Source organism: Sphingomonas sp. M1-B02, from assembly GCF_026167525.1.
Lineage (GTDB): Bacteria > Pseudomonadota > Alphaproteobacteria > Sphingomonadales > Sphingomonadaceae > Sphingomonas.
On the sequence record NZ_CP110679.1, the window covers coordinates 406,683 to 427,562 of the forward strand.

Annotated in this window: 17 protein-coding genes; 7 read left to right on the forward strand and 10 right to left on the reverse strand. The window is 66.9% G+C overall.

Annotated elements, in window-relative coordinates; translation table 11 throughout:
* Positions 1-7 precede the first annotated feature (7 nt).
* From OKW87_RS02050 to bchF, 7 genes are read right to left on the reverse strand one after another with little or no spacing between them, the layout of a single operon-like run.
* Positions 8-1,501: a BCD family MFS transporter gene (locus OKW87_RS02050; RefSeq protein WP_265541905.1), complete on the reverse strand. Its 1,494-nt coding sequence runs from the start codon at positions 1,499-1,501 to the stop codon at positions 8-10.
* Positions 1,502-1,515: 14 nt separating this feature from the next.
* Positions 1,516-2,199, reverse strand: coding sequence for a magnesium protoporphyrin IX methyltransferase (bchM, locus tag OKW87_RS02055; protein ID WP_265541906.1), 684 nt, complete (start codon positions 2,197-2,199; stop codon positions 1,516-1,518).
* On the reverse strand, positions 2,199-3,104 hold the full coding sequence (gene bchL, locus OKW87_RS02060) for a ferredoxin:protochlorophyllide reductase (ATP-dependent) iron-sulfur ATP-binding protein (protein WP_265541908.1): 906 nt from the start codon (positions 3,102-3,104) through the stop codon (positions 2,199-2,201). Before bchL ends, bchM begins: the two co-directional genes overlap by 1 nt.
* A 9-nt stretch (positions 3,105-3,113) precedes the next feature.
* Positions 3,114-6,770 (reverse strand): magnesium chelatase subunit H, encoded by a 3,657-nt coding sequence (locus tag OKW87_RS02065; RefSeq protein ID WP_265541910.1) that lies wholly within the window; start codon positions 6,768-6,770, stop codon positions 3,114-3,116.
* On the reverse strand, positions 6,760-8,379 hold the full coding sequence (bchB, locus tag OKW87_RS02070) for a ferredoxin:protochlorophyllide reductase (ATP-dependent) subunit B (RefSeq protein WP_265541912.1): 1,620 nt from the start codon (positions 8,377-8,379) through the stop codon (positions 6,760-6,762). Before bchB ends, OKW87_RS02065 begins: the two co-directional genes overlap by 11 nt.
* A 4-nt stretch (positions 8,380-8,383) precedes the next feature.
* Positions 8,384-9,652, reverse strand: coding sequence for a ferredoxin:protochlorophyllide reductase (ATP-dependent) subunit N (locus OKW87_RS02075; protein ID WP_265543953.1), 1,269 nt, complete (start codon positions 9,650-9,652; stop codon positions 8,384-8,386).
* Between the two features lie 5 nt (positions 9,653-9,657).
* Positions 9,658-10,182, reverse strand: a complete 525-nt coding sequence (bchF, locus tag OKW87_RS02080; protein ID WP_265541914.1) for a 2-vinyl bacteriochlorophyllide hydratase — start codon at positions 10,180-10,182, stop codon at positions 9,658-9,660.
* A 249-nt stretch (positions 10,183-10,431) separates the two neighbouring features.
* Between bchF and OKW87_RS02085 the strand changes: the two genes are divergently transcribed.
* From OKW87_RS02085 to OKW87_RS02115, 7 genes are all read left to right on the forward strand, one after another.
* The gene (locus tag OKW87_RS02085; protein ID WP_265541916.1) at positions 10,432-11,343 is read left to right on the forward strand and encodes a cobalamin B12-binding domain-containing protein; all 912 of its coding nucleotides are present in this window, start codon (positions 10,432-10,434) and stop codon (positions 11,341-11,343) included.
* 99 nt (positions 11,344-11,442) lie between these two features.
* A complete protein-coding gene (gene ppsR / locus OKW87_RS02090) occupies positions 11,443-12,810 on the forward strand; it encodes a transcriptional regulator PpsR (protein WP_265541917.1) in 1,368 nt (455 codons plus the stop codon).
* 65 nt (positions 12,811-12,875) lie between these two features.
* Complete coding sequence (gene chlG / locus OKW87_RS02095; protein WP_265541919.1) at positions 12,876-13,784, forward strand: chlorophyll synthase ChlG; 909 nt, start codon at positions 12,876-12,878, stop codon at positions 13,782-13,784.
* A complete protein-coding gene (locus OKW87_RS02100) occupies positions 13,781-15,112 on the forward strand; it encodes a BCD family MFS transporter (RefSeq protein WP_265541921.1) in 1,332 nt (443 codons plus the stop codon). The genes chlG and OKW87_RS02100 overlap by 4 nt, the downstream gene beginning before the upstream one ends.
* Positions 15,109-16,293 carry a geranylgeranyl diphosphate reductase gene (locus OKW87_RS02105; RefSeq protein WP_265541923.1) on the forward strand — a complete coding sequence of 395 codons (1,185 nt, stop codon included), beginning with the start codon at positions 15,109-15,111 and terminating at the stop codon, positions 16,291-16,293. The genes OKW87_RS02100 and OKW87_RS02105 overlap by 4 nt, the downstream gene beginning before the upstream one ends.
* Positions 16,294-16,299: 6 nt before the next feature.
* On the forward strand, positions 16,300-16,782 hold the full coding sequence (locus tag OKW87_RS02110) for a TspO/MBR family protein (RefSeq protein ID WP_265543954.1): 483 nt from the start codon (positions 16,300-16,302) through the stop codon (positions 16,780-16,782).
* A 5-nt stretch (positions 16,783-16,787) separates the two neighbouring features.
* Positions 16,788-17,042 carry a hypothetical protein gene (locus OKW87_RS02115; protein WP_265541925.1) on the forward strand — a complete coding sequence of 85 codons (255 nt, stop codon included), beginning with the start codon at positions 16,788-16,790 and terminating at the stop codon, positions 17,040-17,042.
* Between the two features lie 40 nt (positions 17,043-17,082).
* Here the strand turns inward: OKW87_RS02115 and OKW87_RS02120 are convergent, their stop codons facing one another.
* The 3 genes from OKW87_RS02120 to OKW87_RS02130 form a co-directional block, all read right to left on the reverse strand.
* Positions 17,083-17,634 carry a c-type cytochrome gene (locus OKW87_RS02120; RefSeq protein WP_265541927.1) on the reverse strand — a complete coding sequence of 184 codons (552 nt, stop codon included), beginning with the start codon at positions 17,632-17,634 and terminating at the stop codon, positions 17,083-17,085.
* Positions 17,635-17,773: 139 nt separating this feature from the next.
* Complete coding sequence (locus OKW87_RS02125; RefSeq protein WP_265541929.1) at positions 17,774-18,604, reverse strand: helix-turn-helix domain-containing protein; 831 nt, start codon at positions 18,602-18,604, stop codon at positions 17,774-17,776.
* Positions 18,605-18,743: 139 nt separating this feature from the next.
* Positions 18,744-20,855 carry an ATP-binding protein gene (locus tag OKW87_RS02130; RefSeq protein ID WP_265541931.1) on the reverse strand — a complete coding sequence of 704 codons (2,112 nt, stop codon included), beginning with the start codon at positions 20,853-20,855 and terminating at the stop codon, positions 18,744-18,746.
* Between the last annotated feature and the right edge of the window lie 25 nt (positions 20,856-20,880).

Consider the following 20,880-nt stretch of genomic DNA (forward strand, 5'->3'; position numbering starts at 1 on the left):
GTCCCTTTCAGATCGGAAATTCGCTGAGGCCGAAGCGGCGATTGGTAGGAAGCGGGGCATCGGTGCTGCGCACCAGCGGCCCGAGCGCGATGAGCGTGCCGAGCAACAGCAATATCTCGACGCAATAGACGAAGGTGTAGCCGGTGGCGGGGGCGGCGAGGGTCGGGCCGAGATCGCGCGCGACCGCGGCTGCCGACACCAGGTCGCGGACGAAGGCACCGACCGCTATCGCCAGCCCGGCGCAGGTTGCCTGCACCGCGCCCCAGGCGCCGAGCGCGAGGCCGGTGCGGCCATCGAGCGCGGTGTCGTCCGAGATCGCCATCGCCGCGGTGAGCGTGCCGACCGAGAAGAGACCGCAGCCGAAGCCGATGAAGGTGGCGCCGATGCCGAGCAAGGCGACCGACTGCAGCGGTCCGGCGAAGATCACGAACAGGAAGGCGAAAATGCCGGCAACGCCGCCGAAGCCGGCCAGCCGGTGCGGATCGCTGCCTTCGCCGAGCCGGTTCGCGGCATGGGCGAAGCCGGCGAGCATGCCGAGCGCCCACAACGCCGTGAGCGAAGTCGTCGCGCCGACCGTCAGGCCGAGGATCTGCCCGGCATAGGGTTCGAGCAGCACGTCCTGCATGCTGAAGGCCGCGGCGCCGAGCCCGACCGCGACGAGAAGCCGCATCGTCCGGGGCCGTGCGACGAAGACCGCCCAGACATCGCGGAACGCGGGCTGATCGGCGCGCACCGCGGTTGCCGCGCGGTTACGGGCTTCCTGCTTCCACAATGCGACCAGATTGAGCACCATCGTCAGCACCGCGGCGCCCTGAACGATCTGGACAAGCTTGGTGGGAGTGAAATCGGCAAGCAGCCGGCCGATCACGATCGCGCTGATCATCATGCCGGCGAGCAGCATGACGTAGAGCAAGGCGACGACCCGTGGGCGCGCATGGTCGGGGGCGAGATCGGTGGCGAGTGCGAGCCCCGCGGTCTGGGTGGTGTGCATGCCAGCCCCGACCAGCAGGAAGCCGAGCGCCGCGCAGACCTGCCCGATCAACGGCGATCCGACGCCGTCTCCCGACATGACCAGCAGCGCGAACGGCAGGATCGCGAGCCCGCCAAACTGCATCAGCGTGCCGAACCAGATGTAGGGAACGCGCTTCCAGCCGAGCAGCGACGCGTGGTGATCCGACTTGAACCCGATCAGCGCGCGCAGCGGCGCGAACAGCAAGGGGAGGGCGACCATCGCCGCGACCAGGCTGGACGACATGCCGAGCTCGACGATCATCACCCGGTTGAGCGTGCCGGTGAGCAACACCGCGGCCATTCCGACCGATACCTGGAACAGCGACAGCCGCAGGATGCGGCTGAGCGGCAGATCCTCGGTCGCGGCATCGGCGAAGGGCAGGAAGCGCGCGCCGAGGCGGTTCCAGAACGCGCCGGTCTTGAGGCTCTCGACCGGGCTCGGCGCAACGCCGGGATCGGGCGCGGGGGGCGGAGCCAGCGAGGCTTTCAAGGCGATAAGGTAGCTCAGGGCAGTATCTCCAGCGCATGGCTGGTGTAGAAGCTCGCCGAGATGCGGCGGTCGCGGCCGAGGCGGGCCTTGGGCAGCGCATGGCGGATCAGCGTGCGCAGCAACGGCTCGCGTACCGGAATTATCGCGGGCGAACGGTCGCCGCGCGGGAACAGCCGGCCGATGCCGAGCATCGCACTGAGCATTGGGGTCTGCGGCGTGAAGGTGAAGGCGATCGATCCGGCGGTGCGATCGGCCAGCGCGCGGATGACATCGACGATATCGAAGGCGGGGTAATGGATCAGCGAATCCATCGCGACGACATGATCGAAGCGGCCGAGCGCGGGATCGAGCATGTCGCCGACCCGCCAGTCGATGTTGAGGCCGGCGGGCGCGCGTTTGCGGGCGATCTCGACCAGGCTCCCCGCCACGTCGATCGCGACGACCTCCGCCCCGCGCTGCGCTGCCTCGACCGCGAGCGCGCCGGTGCCGCAGCCGGCGTCCAGCATACGCAGCCCGGTCATGTCGGCGGGCATCCACGAGAGCAGGGTGTCGCGCATTTCGGTGCGGCCGGCGCGCACCTTCGCGCGGACGCCGCTGACCGGCGCATCCGAGGTCAGCTGCTCCCATGCCTTCGACGCGGTGCGATCGAAATAGGCTTCGAGATCGGTGCGGAAGCGATCGTAGGTCAGCGTCGACATCATTCGAATCCCAGGAATTCGAAGATGTCGCGGTCCTTCATCGGCTCGGCGTCGAGTGCGTCGCAGCCCGCCCACATCAAGGCGGCGAGGCGCTTATATTCGTCGCAGGCGGCGGCGACCTCGGGAGTCTGCTCCATCTCGAACAGGGTGCATTTCTTGAGGCGGCTGCGGCGGATCGCGTCGAGATCGGGGAAGTGCGCGAGCGTCTTGAGCCCGGTCGCGGCGTTGAAGCGATCGATCTCGTCGGTCGCGGCCGAACGGTTGGCGATCACGCCCGCCATCCGTACGTCGTAATTCTTAGCCTTGGCCTTGATCGCCGCCACGATGCGATTCATCGCGAAGATGCTGTCGAAGTCGTTCGACGCGACCACCACCGCGCGCTCGGCATGCTGGAGCGGCGCGGCGAACCCGCCGCACACCACGTCGCCGAGCACGTCGAACAGGACGACATCGGTTTCCTCGAGCAGATGGTGCTGCTTGAGAAGTTTTACCGTCTGGCCGACGACATAGCCGCCGCAGCCGGTGCCCGCCGGCGGCCCCCCCGCCTCGACGCACATCACGCCGTTATAACCCTCGAACATATAATCCTCGGGGCGCAGTTCCTCGGCGTGGAACTCGACCGTTTCGAGCACGTCGATCACCGTCGGCATCAATTTCTTGGTCAGCGTGAAGGTGCTGTCATGCTTGGGGTCGCAGCCGATCTGGAGCACGCGCTTGCCGAGCAGCGAGAAGGCGGCGGAAAGGTTCGACGAGGTGGTCGACTTGCCGATTCCGCCCTTGCCATAGACCGCGAACACCTTGGCGGTGCCGATCCGATCGTTGGGATCGAGCGCGACCTGAAGGCTGCCCTCGCCATCGAGGCCTATCCTGTCGCGGGTGCGGGTGGGGGGATCGAGCAATGCCATATAGGTTCCTTATGCCGCCACCGCGGTGACGCCTTCGAGGCGGTCTTCGAGTTCGTCGCTGGCGGCGTGGAGCGCCGCCAGGGTCGCCGCGTCGGGCGCCCAATATTGCCGGTCGCTCGCCTCGATCAGGCGATTGGCGACGCGGGCCGAAGCCTTGGGATTGAGCGTGGCGAGGCGTTCGCGCATCTCGGCGTCGAGCACATAGGTCTCGCTGATCCGCTGATAGATCCAGGGGCTGACTTCGCCGGTCGTGGCGGACCAGCCCATCGTGTTGGTGACGTGCGCCTCGATGTTGCGGACGCCCTCGAAGCCGTGCTTGAGCATGCCTTCGTACCAGAGCGGATTGAGCATCCGGGTGCGGGTCTCGAGATCGACTTGCTCGGTGAGCGTGCGGACCTTGGTCGCGCCCTGGGTCGCATCCACGATGTAGATCGGGGCGCTGCTGCCCTTGGCCCGGGTGATCGAGCGGCTCATCCCGCCGAGCGCATCGACATAATGATCGATGTCGGTGACGCCGAGCTCGACCGAGTCGAGATTCTGATAAGCGAGATCGACGCCGGCGAGCGCGGTCTTGAACAAGTCGGCCTGGCGCGCGGGATTGCCGGTGCGGCCATAGGCATAGCCTTTCTGGCGCTCGAACACTTCGGCGATTTCGTCGGGGTCGCTCCACGCGCCGTCGTCGATGAGCAGATTGACGTTGGCGCCGTACGATCCTTCGGCGTTGGAGAAGACGCGCAGCGCCGCGGTCTCGAAGTCGCAGTCATGCTTGGCGGCGTGCGCCAGGCTGTGCTTGCGGACGAAATTCTGGTCGAGCGGTTCGTCGGCGCAGGCGGCGAGCCAGGCGGCTTCGGCGATCATCCGCGTCTGGAGCGGCAGCAGGTCGCGAAAGATGCCCGAAAGCGTGACGACCACGTCGATCCGCGGGCGGCCGAGTTCGCCAAGCGGGATCAGTTCGGCGCCGGCGAGCCGGCCGAACCCGTCGAAGCGCGGCCGGGCGCCGATCAGCGCCAGCGCCTGGGCGATCTGGGTGCCTTCGGACTTGAGGTTGTCGGTGCCCCACAGCACCATCGCCAGCGTCTCGGGGAAGGGCGCGCCGGATCCGGTGTGCCGCGCGATCAATTCCTCGGCCTGGCGCGTGCCTTGGTCACAAGCAAATGCGCCGGGGATGCGGAAGGGGTCGAAGCCGTGGATATTGCGCCCGGTCGGCAGCACCTTGGGATTGCGCAGCACGTCGCCGCCCGGCGCGGGGCGGACGAAGCCGGCATCGAGCGCATGGACCAGCGCATCGAGCTCTTCGTTCTCGACCGACAGATCGGCATCGGCGCCTGCCGCAATCATCTGCGCGCGCGTTTCTTCGGACATTGGCGCGCCGAGGACGTGGAGTCCGTGCGGGATCAGTTCGCGTTCGACTTCGTAGAGGCGCGCGGGGAGCGAGGCTATGTCCCACGCTCCGTCACCCTGAACTTGTTTCAGGGTCCATTCCTCCACCGGCGATGTCGTCGTTTGTGACGCGATAGATGCTGAAACAAGTTCAGCATGACGGGGGGGAGCTGGGCTGAGGTCCAGTGCCTCCGCCGACGCGCGGATCATCGGCTCAAGCGCGGCGCGCTCGTCCTCGGATGGGGAGGAACGCCAGCGCTCGAGCAGTGCCTTGAGGTCGTTGAGACCCCTGTACAGACCGGCCTCGGCCAACGGGGGCGTGAGGTAGCTGACCAGGGTCGCGCCCGAGCGGCGCTTGGCGATCAGACCCTCGGAGGGGTTGTTGGCGGCGTAGAGGTAAATATTGGGCAGGTCCCCGATCAGCCGCTCTGGCCAGCAATCGCCGCTAAGGCCGGCCTGCTTGCCCGGCATGAATTCGAGCGCGCCATGCGTACCGAAATGGAGGACGGCGTGCGCGCCGAAATCTTCGCGCAGCCAGCGATAGAAGGCGCTGAACGCGTGGGTCGGGGTGAAGCGGCCCTCGAACAGCAGTCGCATCGGATCGCCTTCATAGCCGAAGGCGGGCTGGATGCCGACGAAGACCTGGCCGAACTGCGCACCGAGGACGTGGATGGTGCCGCCGTCGCTCTGCTGCTTGCCCGGTGCGGGGCCCCATTGCGCTTCGATCTGGGCGAGGTGTGGCTCGCGGCGGACATGATCGTCGGCGGGGATGCGGGCGTGGACGTTGGCGTCGGCGCCGTAGCGCGCGGCATTGCCGTGGAGGACGGCCTCGCGCAGCGCATCAACGTCGGCGGGGACCGCGACTTCATAGCCTTCGGCCGAAAGCCGAGTCAGCGTGGCGTGGAGCGATTCCCACACCGCGAGGTGCGCGGCGGTGCCGGTTGCGCCGGCGTTGGGGGGGAAGTTGAACAGCACGATGGCCAGATTGCGTGAGGCCCGATCGGAGCGGCGCAGCGCGACCATCTTCGCGACCTTGCCGGCGAGCGCTTCGGCGCGCTCGGGGCAGCTCTGCATTGCGCGGGCCAGGCCCGATGCGGGGAATATGCAGCGCCGGCCGCATCCGGTGCAGGCCTCGCCCGAGCCGTCGGCGCGGCCGCCGAACACGCTGGGCAGCACCGCGCCGTCGAGCTCGGGGATCGCGACCATCATCGTCGCTTCGATCGGCAGCAGGCCCTGGCGGCTCGCACCCCATTGCTGGAGCGACTGGAACTCGATCGGGTGTGCCGAGACATAGGGTATGTCGAGCTGCGCCAGCGTGGTTTCGGCCGCTGCCGCATCGTTGTACGCTGGGCCGCCGACGAGGCTGAAGCCTGTCAGCGACACCACCGCATCGACGGTGGCGTGGCCGTCCTTGAGAAAGAATGCCTCGATCGCCGGGCGCGAGTCGAGCCCGCTGGCGAAGGCCGGGATGACGCGCAGCCCCCTGGCCTCCATCGCCGCGATCACGCCGTCATAATGGCCGGTATCGCGGCTGAGCAGATAGGAGCGCAGCATCAGCAGGCCGACGGTGCCGGCGGTGCCTGGCTTGGCGGGAAGGGCATCGACCTGCTCGACCATCCGTTCGGCGAGCTCGGGATGGTAGAGGCCGACTTCGGGATAGTCGCGCGGGGCTTCGGCGCGGGCGGCGTGGCCGGCGTAGCGATTGGCGAGCGCGCGGACCATGTTGACGACATTGTCGTCGCTGCCCGCCAGCCAATATTGCAGCGTGAGGAAATAAGCGCGGACGTCCTGCGCGGTGCCCGGGATGAAGCGCAGCATCTTGGGCAGGCGGCGCAGCATCTTCATCTGGCTCGCGCCCGCCGTCGCGCCGGGCTTGGACGAGCCGCGGAGGCGCTTGAGCAAGGCGAGGGGGCCCTTGGCGGGCTTGTCCATGCGATAGTCGCCGAGCCGGGTGAGCTTGACGACTTCGCTGCCCGACATCAGCCCGAGCATCGCCGCGCACTCCTCGCGCCGCGCCTCGAGCGCGGGCATCACCGCGCGGATATGATCCTCGAGGAACAGCATCGTCGCGATGACGATGTCGCCGCGGGCGATGTCGGCGGTGCAACGGTCGAGCGCGCCGGCGTCGCGGTCCCAGTCGGCGGCGGCGTGAAAGCCGATCGTGATCGGCGAACCGTCGCTGGCGAATTGCGCGGCGGCGCGTTCAGCTGCTCCCGACAGATGGTTGTCGAGCGTGACGATCACGACGTGCAGGGGTTTCTGGGGGAGGGGCGCGCTACCGGGCATAATGCGCCTTCGCGTCGTAGAGCGTGTCGAGCGTGATCGCGGTGAGGCCCTGTTCGGCGGCGTATTTCTCGGTGTTGCGGCGTGCCTTGCCGCGCACGAAGAAGGGGATTTTGAGCAGTTCTTTTTCGGCTTCGGGGGACCAGAAATCCTCCCCGGCACGGGGAGGGGGACCATGCGTAGCATGGTGGAGGGGGCTCTCCGCGGGCGAGTCCGTTTGTGGAGAGCCCCCTCCACCACCGACTTCGTCGGCGGTCCCCCTCCCCGTGCCGGGGAGGATAGAAGAAGAACCATGCCCCAGATGGCTCGCCCCGCTGGCGTCAGAAAATTCGAAATCGTCGCGGAACATCGTCAGCAGATGTTCCTCCAGACCCATCACCAGTGGGTGGACCCAGGTGTCGAACAGCACGTTGGCGCCCTCGAACCCCATTTGCGGCGAATAGCGTGCGGGGAAATCCTGGACGTGGACCGGTGCCGAGATCACTGCGCAGGGGATGCGCAACCGCTTGGCGATGTGGCGCTCCATCTGGGTGCCGAGCACCAGTTCGGGCTGGAGCGCCTGGATCGCCTCCTCGACTTCGAGATAGTCGTCGGTGATCAGCGGCTCGACGCCGTAGCGCACGGCGGCTTCGCGCAGGTCGCGGGCGAATTCGCGGTTGTAGCAGCCCAGGCCGACGACCTCGAAGCCGAGCTCGTCGCGGGCCACGCGGGCGGCGGCGATGGCGTGGCTCGCGTCGCCGAAAATGAAGACGCGCTTGCCCGTCAGATATGTCGAGTCGACCGAGCGGCTCCACCAGGGCAGGTTCGAGGTATCGAGCGCCGCCGATGCGTCGATCCCGGCTATCTCCGCGACCTCGGCGATGAAGTCACGCGTTGCTCCATGGCCGATCGGCACGGTGCGCACGGTCTTCTGGCCGAAGGTCTTCTCCAGCCAGCGCACCGCGGTGTCGCCGATCTCGGGGTAGAGGAGGATGTTGAAGTCCGCCGCGCCGATCGTCGCGATATCGGCGGGCGAGGCGCCGAGCGGGGCGACCAGGTGTACATCGACGCCGAGCGTGTCGAGCAGGCGGGTGATCTCGATCACGTCGTCGCGGTGGCGGAAGCCGAGTGCCGTCGGGCCGAGCAAATTGGCGCACGGGCGGCGGCCTTCGCGCGGGGCAGGGCGGGCACTCTTGTCGGCGAGGGTGCGGACGAGCTGGTAGAAGGTCTCGGCCGCGCCCCAATTCTCCTTGCGCTGATAGCTCGGCAGCTCGAGCGCGATGACCGGGCAGGGCAGGCCCATCGCCTGCGCCATGCCGGCGGGATCGTCCTGGATCAGCTCGGCGGTGCACGAAGCGCCGACCAGCATTGCCTGGGGGCGGAAGCGGGCATAGGCCTCACGCGTCGCGGTCTGGAACAGCTCGGCGGTATCCTTGCCGAGGTCGCGCGCCTGGAAGGTGGTGTAGGTGACCGGCGGGCGCTTGGACGCCCGCTCGATCATCGTGAACAGCAGGTCGGCATAGGTGTCGCCCTGCGGCGCGTGGAGGACATAATGGACGCCCTCCATCGCTGTCGCGACTCGCATCGCCCCGACATGCGGCGGTCCCTCATAGGTCCAGACGGTCAGCTGCATCGCCTCAGACCCTCAGCACGTCGCGGCGCCGCAGCGGCCGCGCGAAGAGTTCGGCGAGGTCGCCGGCCTGGTCGAAGCCGTGGATCGGCGAGAAGACCAGTTCGATCGCCCATTTGGTCGTCAGCCCCTCGGCCTCGAGCGGGTTGGCGAGCCCCAGGCCGCAGACCGTGAGATCGGGTTGCGCGGCGCGAACGCGATCGAGCTGCTTGTCGACGTCCTGGCCTTCGCTGATCAGCGTGTCGGCGGGGAGCAAAGCCAGTTCCTGCGCGAGATGGCGGCGGTGGAGATAGGGCGTGCCGACTTCGACCGGGACCATGCCCAATTCGGTGGCGAGAAAGCGCGCGAGCGGCACTTCGAGCTGCGAATCGGGGAGAAAGGTGATGCGCTTGCCGGCCAGCCGCTCGGCCGAATGCGCGATCGCGCGCTTGGCCCGCTCGCGGCCCGGGGCGATCACCCGGCGAAAGTGCATGTCGTCCACGCCGAAGGCGGTCGCGGCGGCCTGGAGCCAGTTGGTGGTTCCCTCCGCGCCGAACGGGAACAGCGCGTCGAGGCGTACCGCGCCGCGATCTTCGAGCGCGCGCGCGGTCTCGCCCAGGAAGGGCTGGGCGAGCAGAAAGCGCGTGTTCGGGCCAACCGGCGGCATGGCGCCGGCGCGGCGGGCGGGGAGCGAATGGACGGGGGCGATGCCGAGCTCGGCGAAGAGCCGCAGGAACTGGTCCTCGACGACATCGGGCAGCGCGCCGACGATCATCAGGCTCGGCGCGTCCGAGGTGTCGGCGGCGAGATCGGGGACCAGAGCGGCGAGGCAGGCGTCCTCGCCCTCGGTGAAGGTGGTCTCGATCCCCGAGCCCGAATAATTGAGGATCTTGGTCACGCCGGCATGCTTGACCGAGAGCCGCGCAGCGGCGCGCGAGAGATCGAGCTTGATCACTTCGGAGGGGCACGAGCCGACGAGGAACAGCAATTTGATATCCGGCCGGCGTGCGAGCAGCCGATCGACGACTCGGTCGAGCTCCTCGTTGCAATCGGCCATCCCGGCGAGGTCGCGCTCCTCGATGATCGCGGTGCCGAAGCGCGGCTCGGCGAACACCATCACGCCGGCGGCCGACTGGAGCAGATGCGCGCACGTGCGCGAGCCGACGACGAGAAAGAAAGCGTCCTGAACCTTGCGGTGGAGCCAGATGATCCCGGTCAGTCCGCAGAAAACCTCGCGCTGTCCGCGTTCGCGCAGGACGGGTGCGGATTCGCATCCCAGCGGCGCGGCGGACAGCAACGCGGTCACCCTGCCACCGCCAGGCTTCGGGCTTGGGTCGCCCCTTGAAGCCGCGCCGCGCGCAATTTGAGGAGAAACTGCGCGGCGTTGATCGCGTAGGTGGCATAGGCGGCCAGCGCGAGCAGCATCCGATCGCGCTCCGAGCCGAGCCCGGCGAACAACGCCACCAGATAGGCGCTGTGCAACGCCAGCACGAGCATGCTGAACACGTCTTCCCAGAAGAAGGCAGGGACGAACAGCCATTTGCCGAACACGACCTTTTCCCAGATCGAGCCGGTGATCATGATCGCGTAGAGCGCCAGCGTCTTGACCACGATCGAGACCGTCGCGGCATAAGCACCTTCGCCGTTGGCGAGATAGCGCAGCACCAACGCCAGGCTGACGAGGAAGATCAGGAACTGCACCGGGGCGAGGATCCCCTGCACCAGCGTCCAGCGAGTCGAGTCGCGGCGGCGGCGCTGTTCGGGCGTGTAGAGAGGCTGGAGTGTGCCCCCTTTGATGTCTGCGAAGGAAGGGTCGTTCGACCGCATCGCGTCCCGCCTAGCCATTGCCCCAATGCACAAAGACTAGGCCAACCTTCGGCAAAGTGTCAATTAAAACTGACGTCCAAACTATTTGACACATGTTGCAGTGCGGTGGTTCTTTGCGGTTGTAAGCGGGCCGGAAATGATCCTATGCTCGCGACTCGATGGAGCCAGCCAATAAGGCGGCGCATCCTGTGATCGGGCGTATCACTGACCAGTCCGCAAGGCCTGGCCCGAACGGGGAGGGGCATCGATATGCCGTCGCTGATGCGATCTGCCAGAGGTGTTCCGACCGACGACGGCGGCATGCTGACTCGCAACTGGCGACGCAGTGACGACAGTCTTTCCGCTTTCCGATCGCGGGTCGATCTGGACGATAGCCGATCGCTCACGACACTGATCGAAAGCGAGATCATTCCGCGCCTGATGGTGGCGCACGCAACCGATCTGGAGCCCCCGGCCGCGGAGATCGAGGAGAGCGGCGTCACGATCGACCCTGCCGAGGTCGAGGCGCTCGCGCCGATGGCTTTGCAGGTCGAGGCAGACGTGCTTCTGGCGCATGTCGAGCGAATCCTCTCGCGCGGCGTCTCGGTCGACACGGTCATGGTGGATTTGCTCGCGCCGGCGGCTCGGCTGCTGGGCGAATATTGGGAAGATGATCGCTGCGATTTCATCGACGTGACGATGGGCTTGTGGCGTCTGCAGGAAATCGTCCACGAGATCGCCACGCCCGCCTCGCCGAAGCGCATCGGCGCCGGCGGCAGCAGCAGTGCGCTGTTCGCGTCCATGCCGGGCGACGGCCACAGCTTTGGTACCGTCGTGATCGAGGAAGTCTTTCGCCGCGACGGCTGGGAGACCGACCGCCTCAGCGACGCGACCACGCCCGACTTGCTCAAGCGGGTCTCCGCCGGCTGGTTCGACCTCATCGGATTGACGATCAGTTGCGACTGCCATATTGCCGAACTGCCTTCGCTTATTGCTGCAATGCGAAACGTTTCCAGGAATCCGCGTGCATGCGTTATGGTCGGGGGCAGAGTTTTCGCTGCGAACCCTGATCTCGCGCGGCAAATTGGAGCTGATGGAACCGCCCGCGATGCAAAAGTTGCTCTCAAAATGGCCACGTCGCTGGTGCGTGAGCGAGCCCGGGAGGCCGCGCACTACCGTTGAGGTCATCCCTTTCGCGGAGCTTGACGATCTTCGATGAACAAGCTTGCAGCCCATACACGCAACGCGGCTTTCGCTATTGCCGGAACGACCCCGGGATCGTTGTCCGCCAGCACTGCGGCATCGTTGCTCGCCGCGGTCGGCGACCTGACGATCATCCTGACGGCTGAGGGCGTGGTCCTCGATGTCGCGATCGCCCAGGGCGAATTGCTTGGCCACGGCTTCGACGCGTGGGTCGGTGGCAGGTGGATCGATACGGTGACGGTGGAGAGCCGGACCAAGGTTCGCGAGATGCTTGACGCCGCGTCCGAACCCGGTGGGAACCAGCGCTGGCGCCAGATCAACCACAGCGTCGCAGGCGGCGACGTGCCCGTCCGTTACCTGGTGATGGCGCTGGGTGACAGTAGCCGGCTGATCGCGATCGGTCGCGACATGCGCGGCGCTGCTGCAATGCAGCAACAATTGCTGCGCACTCAGCAGTCGCTGGAACGCGATTATATCCGGCTGCGGCAGGTCGAGACGCGTTACCGGATGCTGTTCGATATCGCATCCGAGCCGGTGCTTATCGTCGACGCCCAGACCCGTCTCATCCGCGAAGCAAACCCTGCCGCGCATCGCATGCTCGATCTGGCCGACGGCGCGCTTGCCGGCACCCCGGTCAATGCGATCGTGGAAGCCGATGACCGGGATAATTTCATCGCCCATCTCGGCGCGGCCGAAGTCGCGGACTATATCGCGCCGGTCACCCTGCGGCTGCGCGATCGCCGCGGTCCGGCGCGCATCTCGGCGCAATTGTTTCGCGAATCGCGCGTTCCGCTGATGCTGGTGCGCGCGCTGCCGGTGGACGCGGCGAGCCCGGGGGATCGCCACCAGGCGACGCTGAGCGAGGTAGTCGAGCGCATGCCCGACGCCTTCGTCCTCGCCGATCGCGATTTCAATATTCTGACCGCCAACGCCGCCTTCGTCGAACTGACCGAAATGCCCTCGGCCGAACGTGTCACCGGCGCCAAGCTCGCGACATGGCTCGGCCGTCCCGGCATCGATCTCGATCTGATCCGTGGGCAATTGCGCGAACATGGCACCGTGCGCAACGTCGCGACGATCCTGCGCGGATCGGCGGGCGGGCAGGAAGAGGTCGAGGTTTCGGGCGTCGTTGCCCCGACGGCCAATGGCGAATGCTACGGCTTCACCATTCGCAATGTCGCTCGCCGGATGCGCGACCTGCCTCCGGCGCCGCGCGATGTCCCGCGTTCGGTGGAGCAGCTGACCGAACTGGTCGGCCGGACGTCGCTCAAGGAAATCGTTCGCGAATCGACCGACTTGATCGAGCGGCTCTGCATCGAAGCGGCGCTTGAATATACGTCGAACAATCGTGCGTCCGCGGCCGAAATCCTCGGGGTCAGCCGGCAGAGCCTCTATTCCAAGATGCATCGGCATGGCCTGGGCAATCTGGTTCCCGACTCCAACTGACCGGCGCCCGGCCGGGTATGTCAATTTGGTTTGACGATCTGCAGTGTCATGCCTAGCCTTCGGGCATGGATCGATCGCTCTCCAGCAGAAGCCCGGCCCCGATCCCGGCGGCGCGGGATGTCCTAGAACTTCTAAAGCCGATCACCTGGTTCCCCCCGATGTGGGCGTTCATGTGCGGCGTGGTCTCGTCGGGCGTACCGATCGCCGATCGCTGGCCCTTCCTGATCGCGGGCGTGCTCCTGACCGGGCCGCTGGTGTGCGGCACTTCTCAGGCGATCAACGACTGGTTCGACCGCGACGTCGACGCGATCAACGAACCGGGTCGGCCGATCCCGTCGGGCCGAATCGGCGGCAATTGGGGGCTGCGGATCGCCATTGCCGGGACAATATTGTCGCTGGCGCTGGCCGCGGTGACCGGGCCATGGGTGTTGGCCGCGACCTGCCTCGGCCTGCTCTGCGCCTGGGGCTACAGCGCGCCGCCGTTCCGGTTCAAGGTAAGCGGCATCTGGGGCCCGGCCGTGGTTGCGCTGACCTATGAAGGCCTGACCTGGTTCACCGGCGCGAGCGTGATGGCCGGCGCGCTGCCGTCCGTCCCGGTGCTCATCATTCTCGCGCTCTATAGTTTCGGCGCGCACGGCATCATGACGCTCAACGATTTCAAGGCGGTCGAGGGCGATCGTGCCACCGGGTTGCGCTCGCTGCCGGTGGTGCTCGGCGTCGATCGCGCCGCGCGGCTCGCCTGCGCGGTGATGGCACTGCCGCAGTTCGTGGTCGTGGCGTTACTCGCGACGTGGGGACATTCGGTCGCGGCGGCGATCGTCGCAGCACTGCTGGCAGGCCAGTTGATCCTGATGCGGCGCCTTCTCAGCGATCCCCGTACCCACACTCCCTGGTACAATGCGACCGGGACGACGCTGTACGTGTTCGGGATGCTCGCGTCGGCATTCGGGCTGGGCGGGGTAATGGGGCTATGACCTCCGCGTCGCTTGGCTGGCTCGGCATCGTCCGGCTCGGCTTGGTGCAGAGTGCGATCGGGGCGATCGTGATGCTGGCAACATCGTTGCTCAATCGGGTGATGGTCGTCGAATATGCGCTCCCCGCGGCGCTCCCAGCCGGGCTGGTCGCCTGGCATTACGCCGTCCAGCTTTCGCGGCCCATGTGGGGCCACGGCTCGGATCGCGGGCGGCGGCGGACGCCGTGGATCCTGCTCGGCATGGCGATCCTGGCGCTGGGCGCGGTGCTGGCGATAGACGCGGTAAGCCTGCTCGCGACGGGCTCGGCATGGGGGTATGCGCTGGCCCTAGTCGCTTTCACGATGATCGGCGCCGGGGTCGGCGCGGCGGGCACGTCGCTGCTGGCATTGCTCGCGACATGCGTCGCACCCGAACGCCGGGCGGCGGCGGCATCGATCACCTGGATCATGATGATCGCGGGCATCGTCGTCACAGCGGGAGTTGCGGGCGCGCTGATCGATCCCTTCTCGCTGCCGCGGCTGGCGACCGTAGGGAGCGCAGTTGCAGGCGGGGCATTCCTGCTGGCGATCGTCGCGGTGTGGGGCGTCGAGGGCGAGCGCGCAGGCCCGGCGCCCGGGCCTGCGCCCCCCGTCGCGCCGGCTTCCGATTTCGCCACTGCGCTGCGCGAGATATGGTCCGACGAAGAGGCTCGCCGCTTTACCATCTTCGTGTTCCTGTCGATGTGCGCTTATTCGATGCAGGATCTGATCCTAGAGCCCTTTGCCGGGCTGCTGTTCGACTATAGCCCCGGGCAATCGACCCAGCTGTCCGGCATCCAGCATGCCGGGGTGCTTGCCGGGATGGTATTGGTCGGTGTCGGCGGGAGTGCCTTTGGTGGGCGCAGCGCTGCGGGTTTGCGGCGGTGGATCGTCGGCGGCTGCATCGGCTCGGCGCTGGCGCTTGTCGGCCTCGCCATGGCGGCGCAGGCCGGCCCGGTATGGCCGCTGGCCGCCAATATTGCGATGTTGGGCTTCGCCAACGGGGTGTTCGCAGTAGCGGCGATCAGCACGATGATGGCGCTGGCGGGGGGCGGCAAGGCCAGCCCCAGCGGAGGTCGCGAAGGCATTCGCATGGGTGTGTGGGGCGCGGCGCAGGCGGTCGCGTTCGGGCTGGGCGGCCTGATCGGCGCGGTCGGCGTCGATGCAGGGCGCGCGCTGATCGGCTCTACGCCACAGACCTTCACCCTCGTTTTCGGGCTCGAATCGCTTCTGTTCCTCGCCGCCGCGTCGGTCGCCCGTCGCGCACCCTCGCGCGTCGCGCGGCGCGCTTGGACCGGCAGCCCGGCATGAGCGTGCAACGCTTCGATTGCGTCGTGGTGGGCGGCGGACCCTCGGGCGCGACGGCTGCCACTGATCTTGCCGGGGCGGGGCGCAGCGTGCTGCTTCTTGACCGGGGCGGACGAATCAAGCCGTGCGGCGGTGCCATCCCGCCGCGGCTGATCGAGGACTTCGCGATTCCCGACGAGCTGATCGTCGGCCGCGCGGTCGCGGCGCGGATGATCGCGCCGTCCGACAACGAAGTCGACATGCCGGTGGGCAAGGGCTTCGTCGGCATGGTCGATCGCGAGAGCTTCGACGAATGGCTGCGCGCGCGCGCCGCGCTGGCCGGTGCGGAACGCCGCACTGGCACTTTCGACCGGATCGAGCGGGACGGCGAGGAGGGCGCGATCGTGGTTTATACCGACGCGCGCGGCGGGCCCGAGCGCCGCGTCCGTGCACGGTGCGTGATCGGGGCCGACGGCGCCCGCTCGCGAGTCGCGCGCGCCACGCTCGACGGAGCCGAGACCATGCCCTGCGTCTTCGCCTATCATGAAGTGATCCGTTCGCCCGCGCCCGGCGACGCGGGCTTCGATCGCGGGCGTTGCGACGTCTTCTACCAGGCCGCGCTGTCGCCCGATTTCTACGCCTGGATCTTCCCGCATGGCGACACCGCCAGCGTGGGCGTCGGCAGCGCCAACAAGGGGTTCGGACTGCGCGACGCGGTCGCCCGCCTGCGCGCGCGCGAAGGACTTGCGGGCTGCGAGACGATCCGCCGCGAGGGCGCGCCGATCCCGCTGCGACCCTTGCGCAAATGGGACAATGGCCGCGACGTGCTGGTCACCGGCGATGCCGCCGGCGTGGTCGCTCCGGCGTCGGGCGAGGGAATCTATTATGCGATGGTGGCTGGGCGCGAAGCCGCCGCCGCGGTCGGCGCCTTCCTGGTCTCGGGGAACCCGAAGGCGCTCGGCCAGGCCCGCCGGCGCTTCATGCGCGCCCATGGCCGCGTCTTCTGGATCCTTGGGATCATGCAATATTTCTGGTACCGAAACGATCGTCGGCGCGAACGTTTCGTGGCGATGTGCGAGGACCGGGATGTGCAGAAGCTGATCTGGCCGGCTTATATGAACAAGCGGCTCGTTTATGCCCGGCCGCTCGCTTACCTCCGCATCTTCGTGAAAGACATGCGCCATCTCATGCAGACGGCGGGCTGAGTGGGGATGGGCCGCGCCTGGCTGATGCCGATCCTGACTGCCGCGTTCGCCGCCACCGCCGTCGCGGTGCTCGGCGCGACGATTACCGATATCGGGCCCTGGTATCGCAGTCTGGCGCAGCCCGATTGGGCGCCGCCCGACGCCGTCTATGGCATGGCCTGGACCGCGATCTTCGCCTCCACCGCGATCGCCGGGGTGACCGGCTGGCTGGCGACACCCGACTGGCGCGAACGCGAATGGCTACTGGGCATGTTCGCGCTCAACGGCGTCCTCAACCTGTTGTGGAGCCTGCTTTTCTTCCGGCTGCACCGGCCCGATTGGGCGCTGATCGAAGTGCTGGGGCTGTGGTTATCGGTCGCCGTGCTGATCGTGATCATCTGGCGGCGCTCGATGGTCGGGGCCGTGCTGTTGATCCCCTATCTGCTGTGGGTGACCTTTGCCGGTTATCTCAACATGACCATCGTCAATCTGAACGGACCCTTTTCCTGAGCGCGATGCAGTGGCTGTTCGCCAGCGGGCACGCCGTCGATCTGGTGCTCGCCGTCATCGCGCTCGAGCTGCTGTGGCTGACCAGGTGGGGAGGGTGGCGTATCGCTGACGCGCTGCTGAGGCTCGCGCCCGGTGCGCTCATGCTGCTGGCGCTTCGCGCCGCACTTGCGGGAATGGACTGGCGCTGGATCGGGCTGCCGCTGCTGCTGTCTTTCCCGGTCCATCTGGCCGATCTGACGCGCGGGGTGCGGCGGCAATGATCGGGCCCGGCGACGCTGGTCGCCGGGCCCGTTCGGATGGTCAGGTATTGCCTTGCAGATACGCGATCACGTCGGCGCGCTTCTGCGGGTCGGGGAAACCGGGGAAGATCATCTTGGTCCCGGGCACTACGCGCTGCGGCTTTTCGAGATACTGGAACAGCTTTTCGGGCGTCCAGGTGATGCCGCTATTCTTGTTCGCCGCCGAATAGGCGAAGCCGGCGACCGTGCCCGCCTTGCGGCCGACGATACCGTGCAGCGACGGTCCGATCTTGTTCACCCCGGCATCGACCGAATGGCAGGCCGCACAGGTGGCGAAATCGGCTTTACCTTTCGTCGCATCGCCGGTGTAGGCGGCGAATTTGACGCCGCTGATCGTGTCCGTGTTGTCGGCTGCGGGTGCCGGTGCGGTGGCGGCGGGCGCAGCCGCCTCGGCCGGGGCCGCCGTTTCGTTGGCGGCGGCAACCTGCGTATCGGCCTCCTGCGCGCTCTCCTGGGAACATGCCGCCAGTGCGAGCGCCGAAGCCGCCACGCACAGCGCCAGTTGGCCGAAGCGAGTTGTCGATCCCGATTGCATCATGTCGAAGCTCTCCATGCTGATCCCTGCCAGTACCTTGCGAGCTGGCGAAGGCAGTGTCCAATAATCCTTACAGCCCGGAGCATCCAGCGAAATGTTCATTCGAGGCCAAGCCGTCCCGGTCGTTCCTTTTCGCAGTCGGACTGTGCAGGCCCAGCTATCCCGCGGGGCCCAGCGTGGACCGCCAGCGTGCGGGCGTCGTGCCGCGGCCCGCACTGAAGACGCCGATGAAATGCCAAGCGGAGGAAAACCCGCAAAGCAGGGCGATCTCGCCGACGGGAAGGTCGGTCCGCTGCAGCAGCTGCGCGGCTCGCTCCAGGCGCATTCGCCGCGCAAAGGCGGCCGGCGTGACCCCCACCGAGCCGCGAAAGGCTCGGATAAACGCGCTAACGCCGAGCCCTGCCTCCGCCGCCAGATCCTGTAGCGACACGCACATCGCCGGGTCCGATCCGATCCGCTCGATAACGCGCGAAAGCGCGCGCGGGTGTAGCCAGCCGTCGTCGCGACGCCCGGTCGTGTGGCCATAGGTCCGGCCGAGATGGCGTGCGAGCGCGATCAGCATCGTGTCGTGGGCGATCCGATCGGGGGTCTGCCGCGGGTCCAGCGAAACGATCGCATGCGCCATCAGGGTCGATTTGGCGTCGACCTTGTCGGCCGCTTTCAGGCTCGCGCGTACCGGCTGTTCACAAGCCTCATCGAAGAACCAGTCGTCGAAACCGATCTGGAGCCCGATCATCCCACCCTGGCAGGTCCGACCGCGACGTTCTCGGTCCGCGGGGGTGAAGGACAAGGCAATCCCGGACGATGGCGCGCCATCCACGGCAAGCGGCACGTTCAGCAGATGCCTTGGCGCCTGCTGCGCATAGGACACATGATCGGCGATGAAGACGTCGGAAATGCGGAGCGCGCCCCCTCGAAATTCACGGGCGATCGCCGGCGTGCGTTCGGCGGCGCCTCCGCTCAATATGATTGTGGAGACCTCGTGCATGTCGGCACCTCCCTTTCACCCGATCGGCGACTTTCGGCGCGACGCGACTGCCGGGCGTTCGAAGATCGATGAATCTCCGCGACCTCGCAACAGTCGGCGACGTGACAGTCGGCGCCGGGCCTTGCCTAATCTCGGGGACTCATTGCTCGACCTTTGATCTTCGCGTCGCACGCGCTTCGACCTCCTGCTCGCGAGCGAGCTCGATCGGGCGTGGCAGCGTGAAACAGACGGTGGTGCCCGAATTGCCGGATTCAGCCACCCATATCGAGCCTCCCATGGCCTGAACCAGGGTTCGACAGATTGCGAGGCCGACGCCGAGACCTTCGCGCAGCGAAGGCGTGAACGGAGAAAAAACGTCGTCCCCGCTGCTTGCCATGCCGGGCCCGTCATCGGTCACGCAGATCAGAACAAATGCCGAGTCGAGGAAACTCGTGGCGATCGTGATGGCGGCTTCCCGCGGGCGAGACGCGTCGCGCGCATTGCGGATGAGATTGACCAGGACCTGCTGCACCTGGACGGCGTCCGCCAGTGCCTTTGCAGGCGCACCTTCCCTGAGCGAGGAAAGATCGATCCGGGCTCCAGGGCTGGCCGCCTCGGACAAGGTCACGGCACTCTCGATTACCTCTCGCAGCGAGATCAGGTCCGCCCGGGCCTCGCGATTTCGCACCAGATCGCGCACGCGCCGGATTATCTCGCCGGCATGCAGGATTTGCCCGCGCGTCGCGTTCAAGGTCGCAATGACTTCGCGCATGTCGGGCTCTCCCTCTTGCGCCAGCCGCATCGTTCCGGCGGCGAGGAAGTTGGACGCCGCCGCCAGGGGCTGCGCCAACTCGTGCGCCAACGTCGCCGCAATGACGTTCAGGCCGTCGATCCGGGCAAGATGGCCGACTTGCTCCTGGAGCGATTCGAGCAGCTTGCGCGGGGTGATGTCCTGATCGGTGCCATGAACGCCCGCCAATTGCCCCGCCGCATCGAAATCGGGAACGGCGACGATGCGCCGGTGGCTGATGATCCCGCTCGGAAGGCGCGCCGCGAGCTCATATTCGTGCCGGCCGCGTAGCGCCTGCATTTCCTTCAGTGCGAAGCGAAAGATGTCGAGCCCGTGCTGCCCGACGAGTTGGCCGAAGTCGCTGAGCGTGACATCGGCCGGCGACGTCGGACGCTCGTACATCGCGCAGAGATCTTCCGACCAGTGGAAGGTCTCCGTCGCAATATCGAAGCGCCAGTCGCCCAGCCTCGCCAACCGCTGGGCGGCTCGCAGACGCGCATTCGCCGCGATGATTTCGGCTTCCCTCAGGGCTGTGCGCCTTATCAGCGCAAGCACCAGCCATGCCGCGATCGCGATCACCAGGCCGATCAGCGTGGCGCCTGCAAAATATCCCCCTGCTCGCGCCCGAGCCGGCAGGAGAACGGCCGCCTCGGACACGCCCGATGTCACGAATATCCCGTAGCGAGACAGTCTGCGATGGCTGAAATAGCGCACCAGACCATCCAGCGCGCTGGGACCGAGATAGGTCCCGTTGGGATTCCGGTCCTGCATGCGCATCACCAGGGTGCCCCGAAGGTCCTGACCGAAACTGAGCGTGTTCCCGGTGCGTCGCGCACGCGTGATCCCATCGAGACCGATGACCGAGACGAGCTCGGTTTCGCTTATCGATGCGTCCTTGAAGAAGTTGGTGAGCTCGTTCGGATGGATCTGGACGCTCACGGTTCCGCCAAAGCTCCCGTCGCGAAGGTTCACGCGACGTGTCAGGAGCAAGAGCCATCTTCCGGAAAAGCGAGAGCGAGACGGAGGATTCACGCGCAGGGCGATGCTCGGGTTTGAGCGATGCTGCTGGAAGATGGGGGTCTCGAAGACGTTTACCCTTGGAGGGGGAGACGCCTCGCTGGTGGCGATCAGATCGCCACGCGCGTTCATGATGTTGATTTCTCGCACGGCGGGAGATCTGACCGTGAAGTCGCCGAGCGGAATGATCGGGATCGGTGAGGGAGGGGCCAGCCGGTTCCGCTCCAGAAGCGCGGAATAGCGGTTGGCGACATAGGCGCTCGCGAGGTCCGCTCCTTCCAATGTGCGCGCGACATATTGCTCCAGCGCAATGGACCTGTTGATGTTGTTCCGGATCGCCGCCGAGACGGTTTCGCGCCGCTCATATTGGATCTGGATCAGCACGAGCGCCCACACAAGAGCGACAATGCATATCGCCGTGCCGATGACCGTCGCCTTCAGCGCTAGGTTCGACCACCTTGGCATCGAGCGAGGATCCTACGCTGATGAC

What these genes read in the sequence shown, in the direction of transcription:
- OKW87_RS02120 (WP_265541927.1), bottom strand. Translation starts at nt 17,634, where the DNA reads ATGGAGAGCTTCGACATGATGCAATCGGGATCGACAACTCGCTTCGGC.
- bchL (WP_265541908.1), bottom strand. Translation starts at nt 3,104, where the DNA reads ATGGCATTGCTCGATCCCCCCACCCGCACCCGCGACAGGATAGGCCTC.
- bchF (WP_265541914.1), bottom strand. Translation starts at nt 10,182, where the DNA reads ATGCGGTCGAACGACCCTTCCTTCGCAGACATCAAAGGGGGCACACTC.
- OKW87_RS02110 (WP_265543954.1), top strand. Translation starts at nt 16,300, where the DNA reads ATGGGCCGCGCCTGGCTGATGCCGATCCTGACTGCCGCGTTCGCCGCC.
- OKW87_RS02115 (WP_265541925.1), top strand. Translation starts at nt 16,788, where the DNA reads ATGCAGTGGCTGTTCGCCAGCGGGCACGCCGTCGATCTGGTGCTCGCC.
- OKW87_RS02065 (WP_265541910.1), bottom strand. Translation starts at nt 6,770, where the DNA reads ATGCCCGGTAGCGCGCCCCTCCCCCAGAAACCCCTGCACGTCGTGATC.
- OKW87_RS02105 (WP_265541923.1), top strand. Translation starts at nt 15,109, where the DNA reads ATGAGCGTGCAACGCTTCGATTGCGTCGTGGTGGGCGGCGGACCCTCG.
- OKW87_RS02125 (WP_265541929.1), bottom strand. Translation starts at nt 18,604, where the DNA reads ATGCACGAGGTCTCCACAATCATATTGAGCGGAGGCGCCGCCGAACGC.
- OKW87_RS02085 (WP_265541916.1), top strand. Translation starts at nt 10,432, where the DNA reads ATGCCGTCGCTGATGCGATCTGCCAGAGGTGTTCCGACCGACGACGGC.
- OKW87_RS02130 (WP_265541931.1), bottom strand. Translation starts at nt 20,855, where the DNA reads ATGCCAAGGTGGTCGAACCTAGCGCTGAAGGCGACGGTCATCGGCACG.
- chlG (WP_265541919.1), top strand. Translation starts at nt 12,876, where the DNA reads ATGGATCGATCGCTCTCCAGCAGAAGCCCGGCCCCGATCCCGGCGGCG.
- bchB (WP_265541912.1), bottom strand. Translation starts at nt 8,379, where the DNA reads ATGCAGCTGACCGTCTGGACCTATGAGGGACCGCCGCATGTCGGGGCG.
- OKW87_RS02100 (WP_265541921.1), top strand. Translation starts at nt 13,781, where the DNA reads ATGACCTCCGCGTCGCTTGGCTGGCTCGGCATCGTCCGGCTCGGCTTG.
- bchM (WP_265541906.1), bottom strand. Translation starts at nt 2,199, where the DNA reads ATGTCGACGCTGACCTACGATCGCTTCCGCACCGATCTCGAAGCCTAT.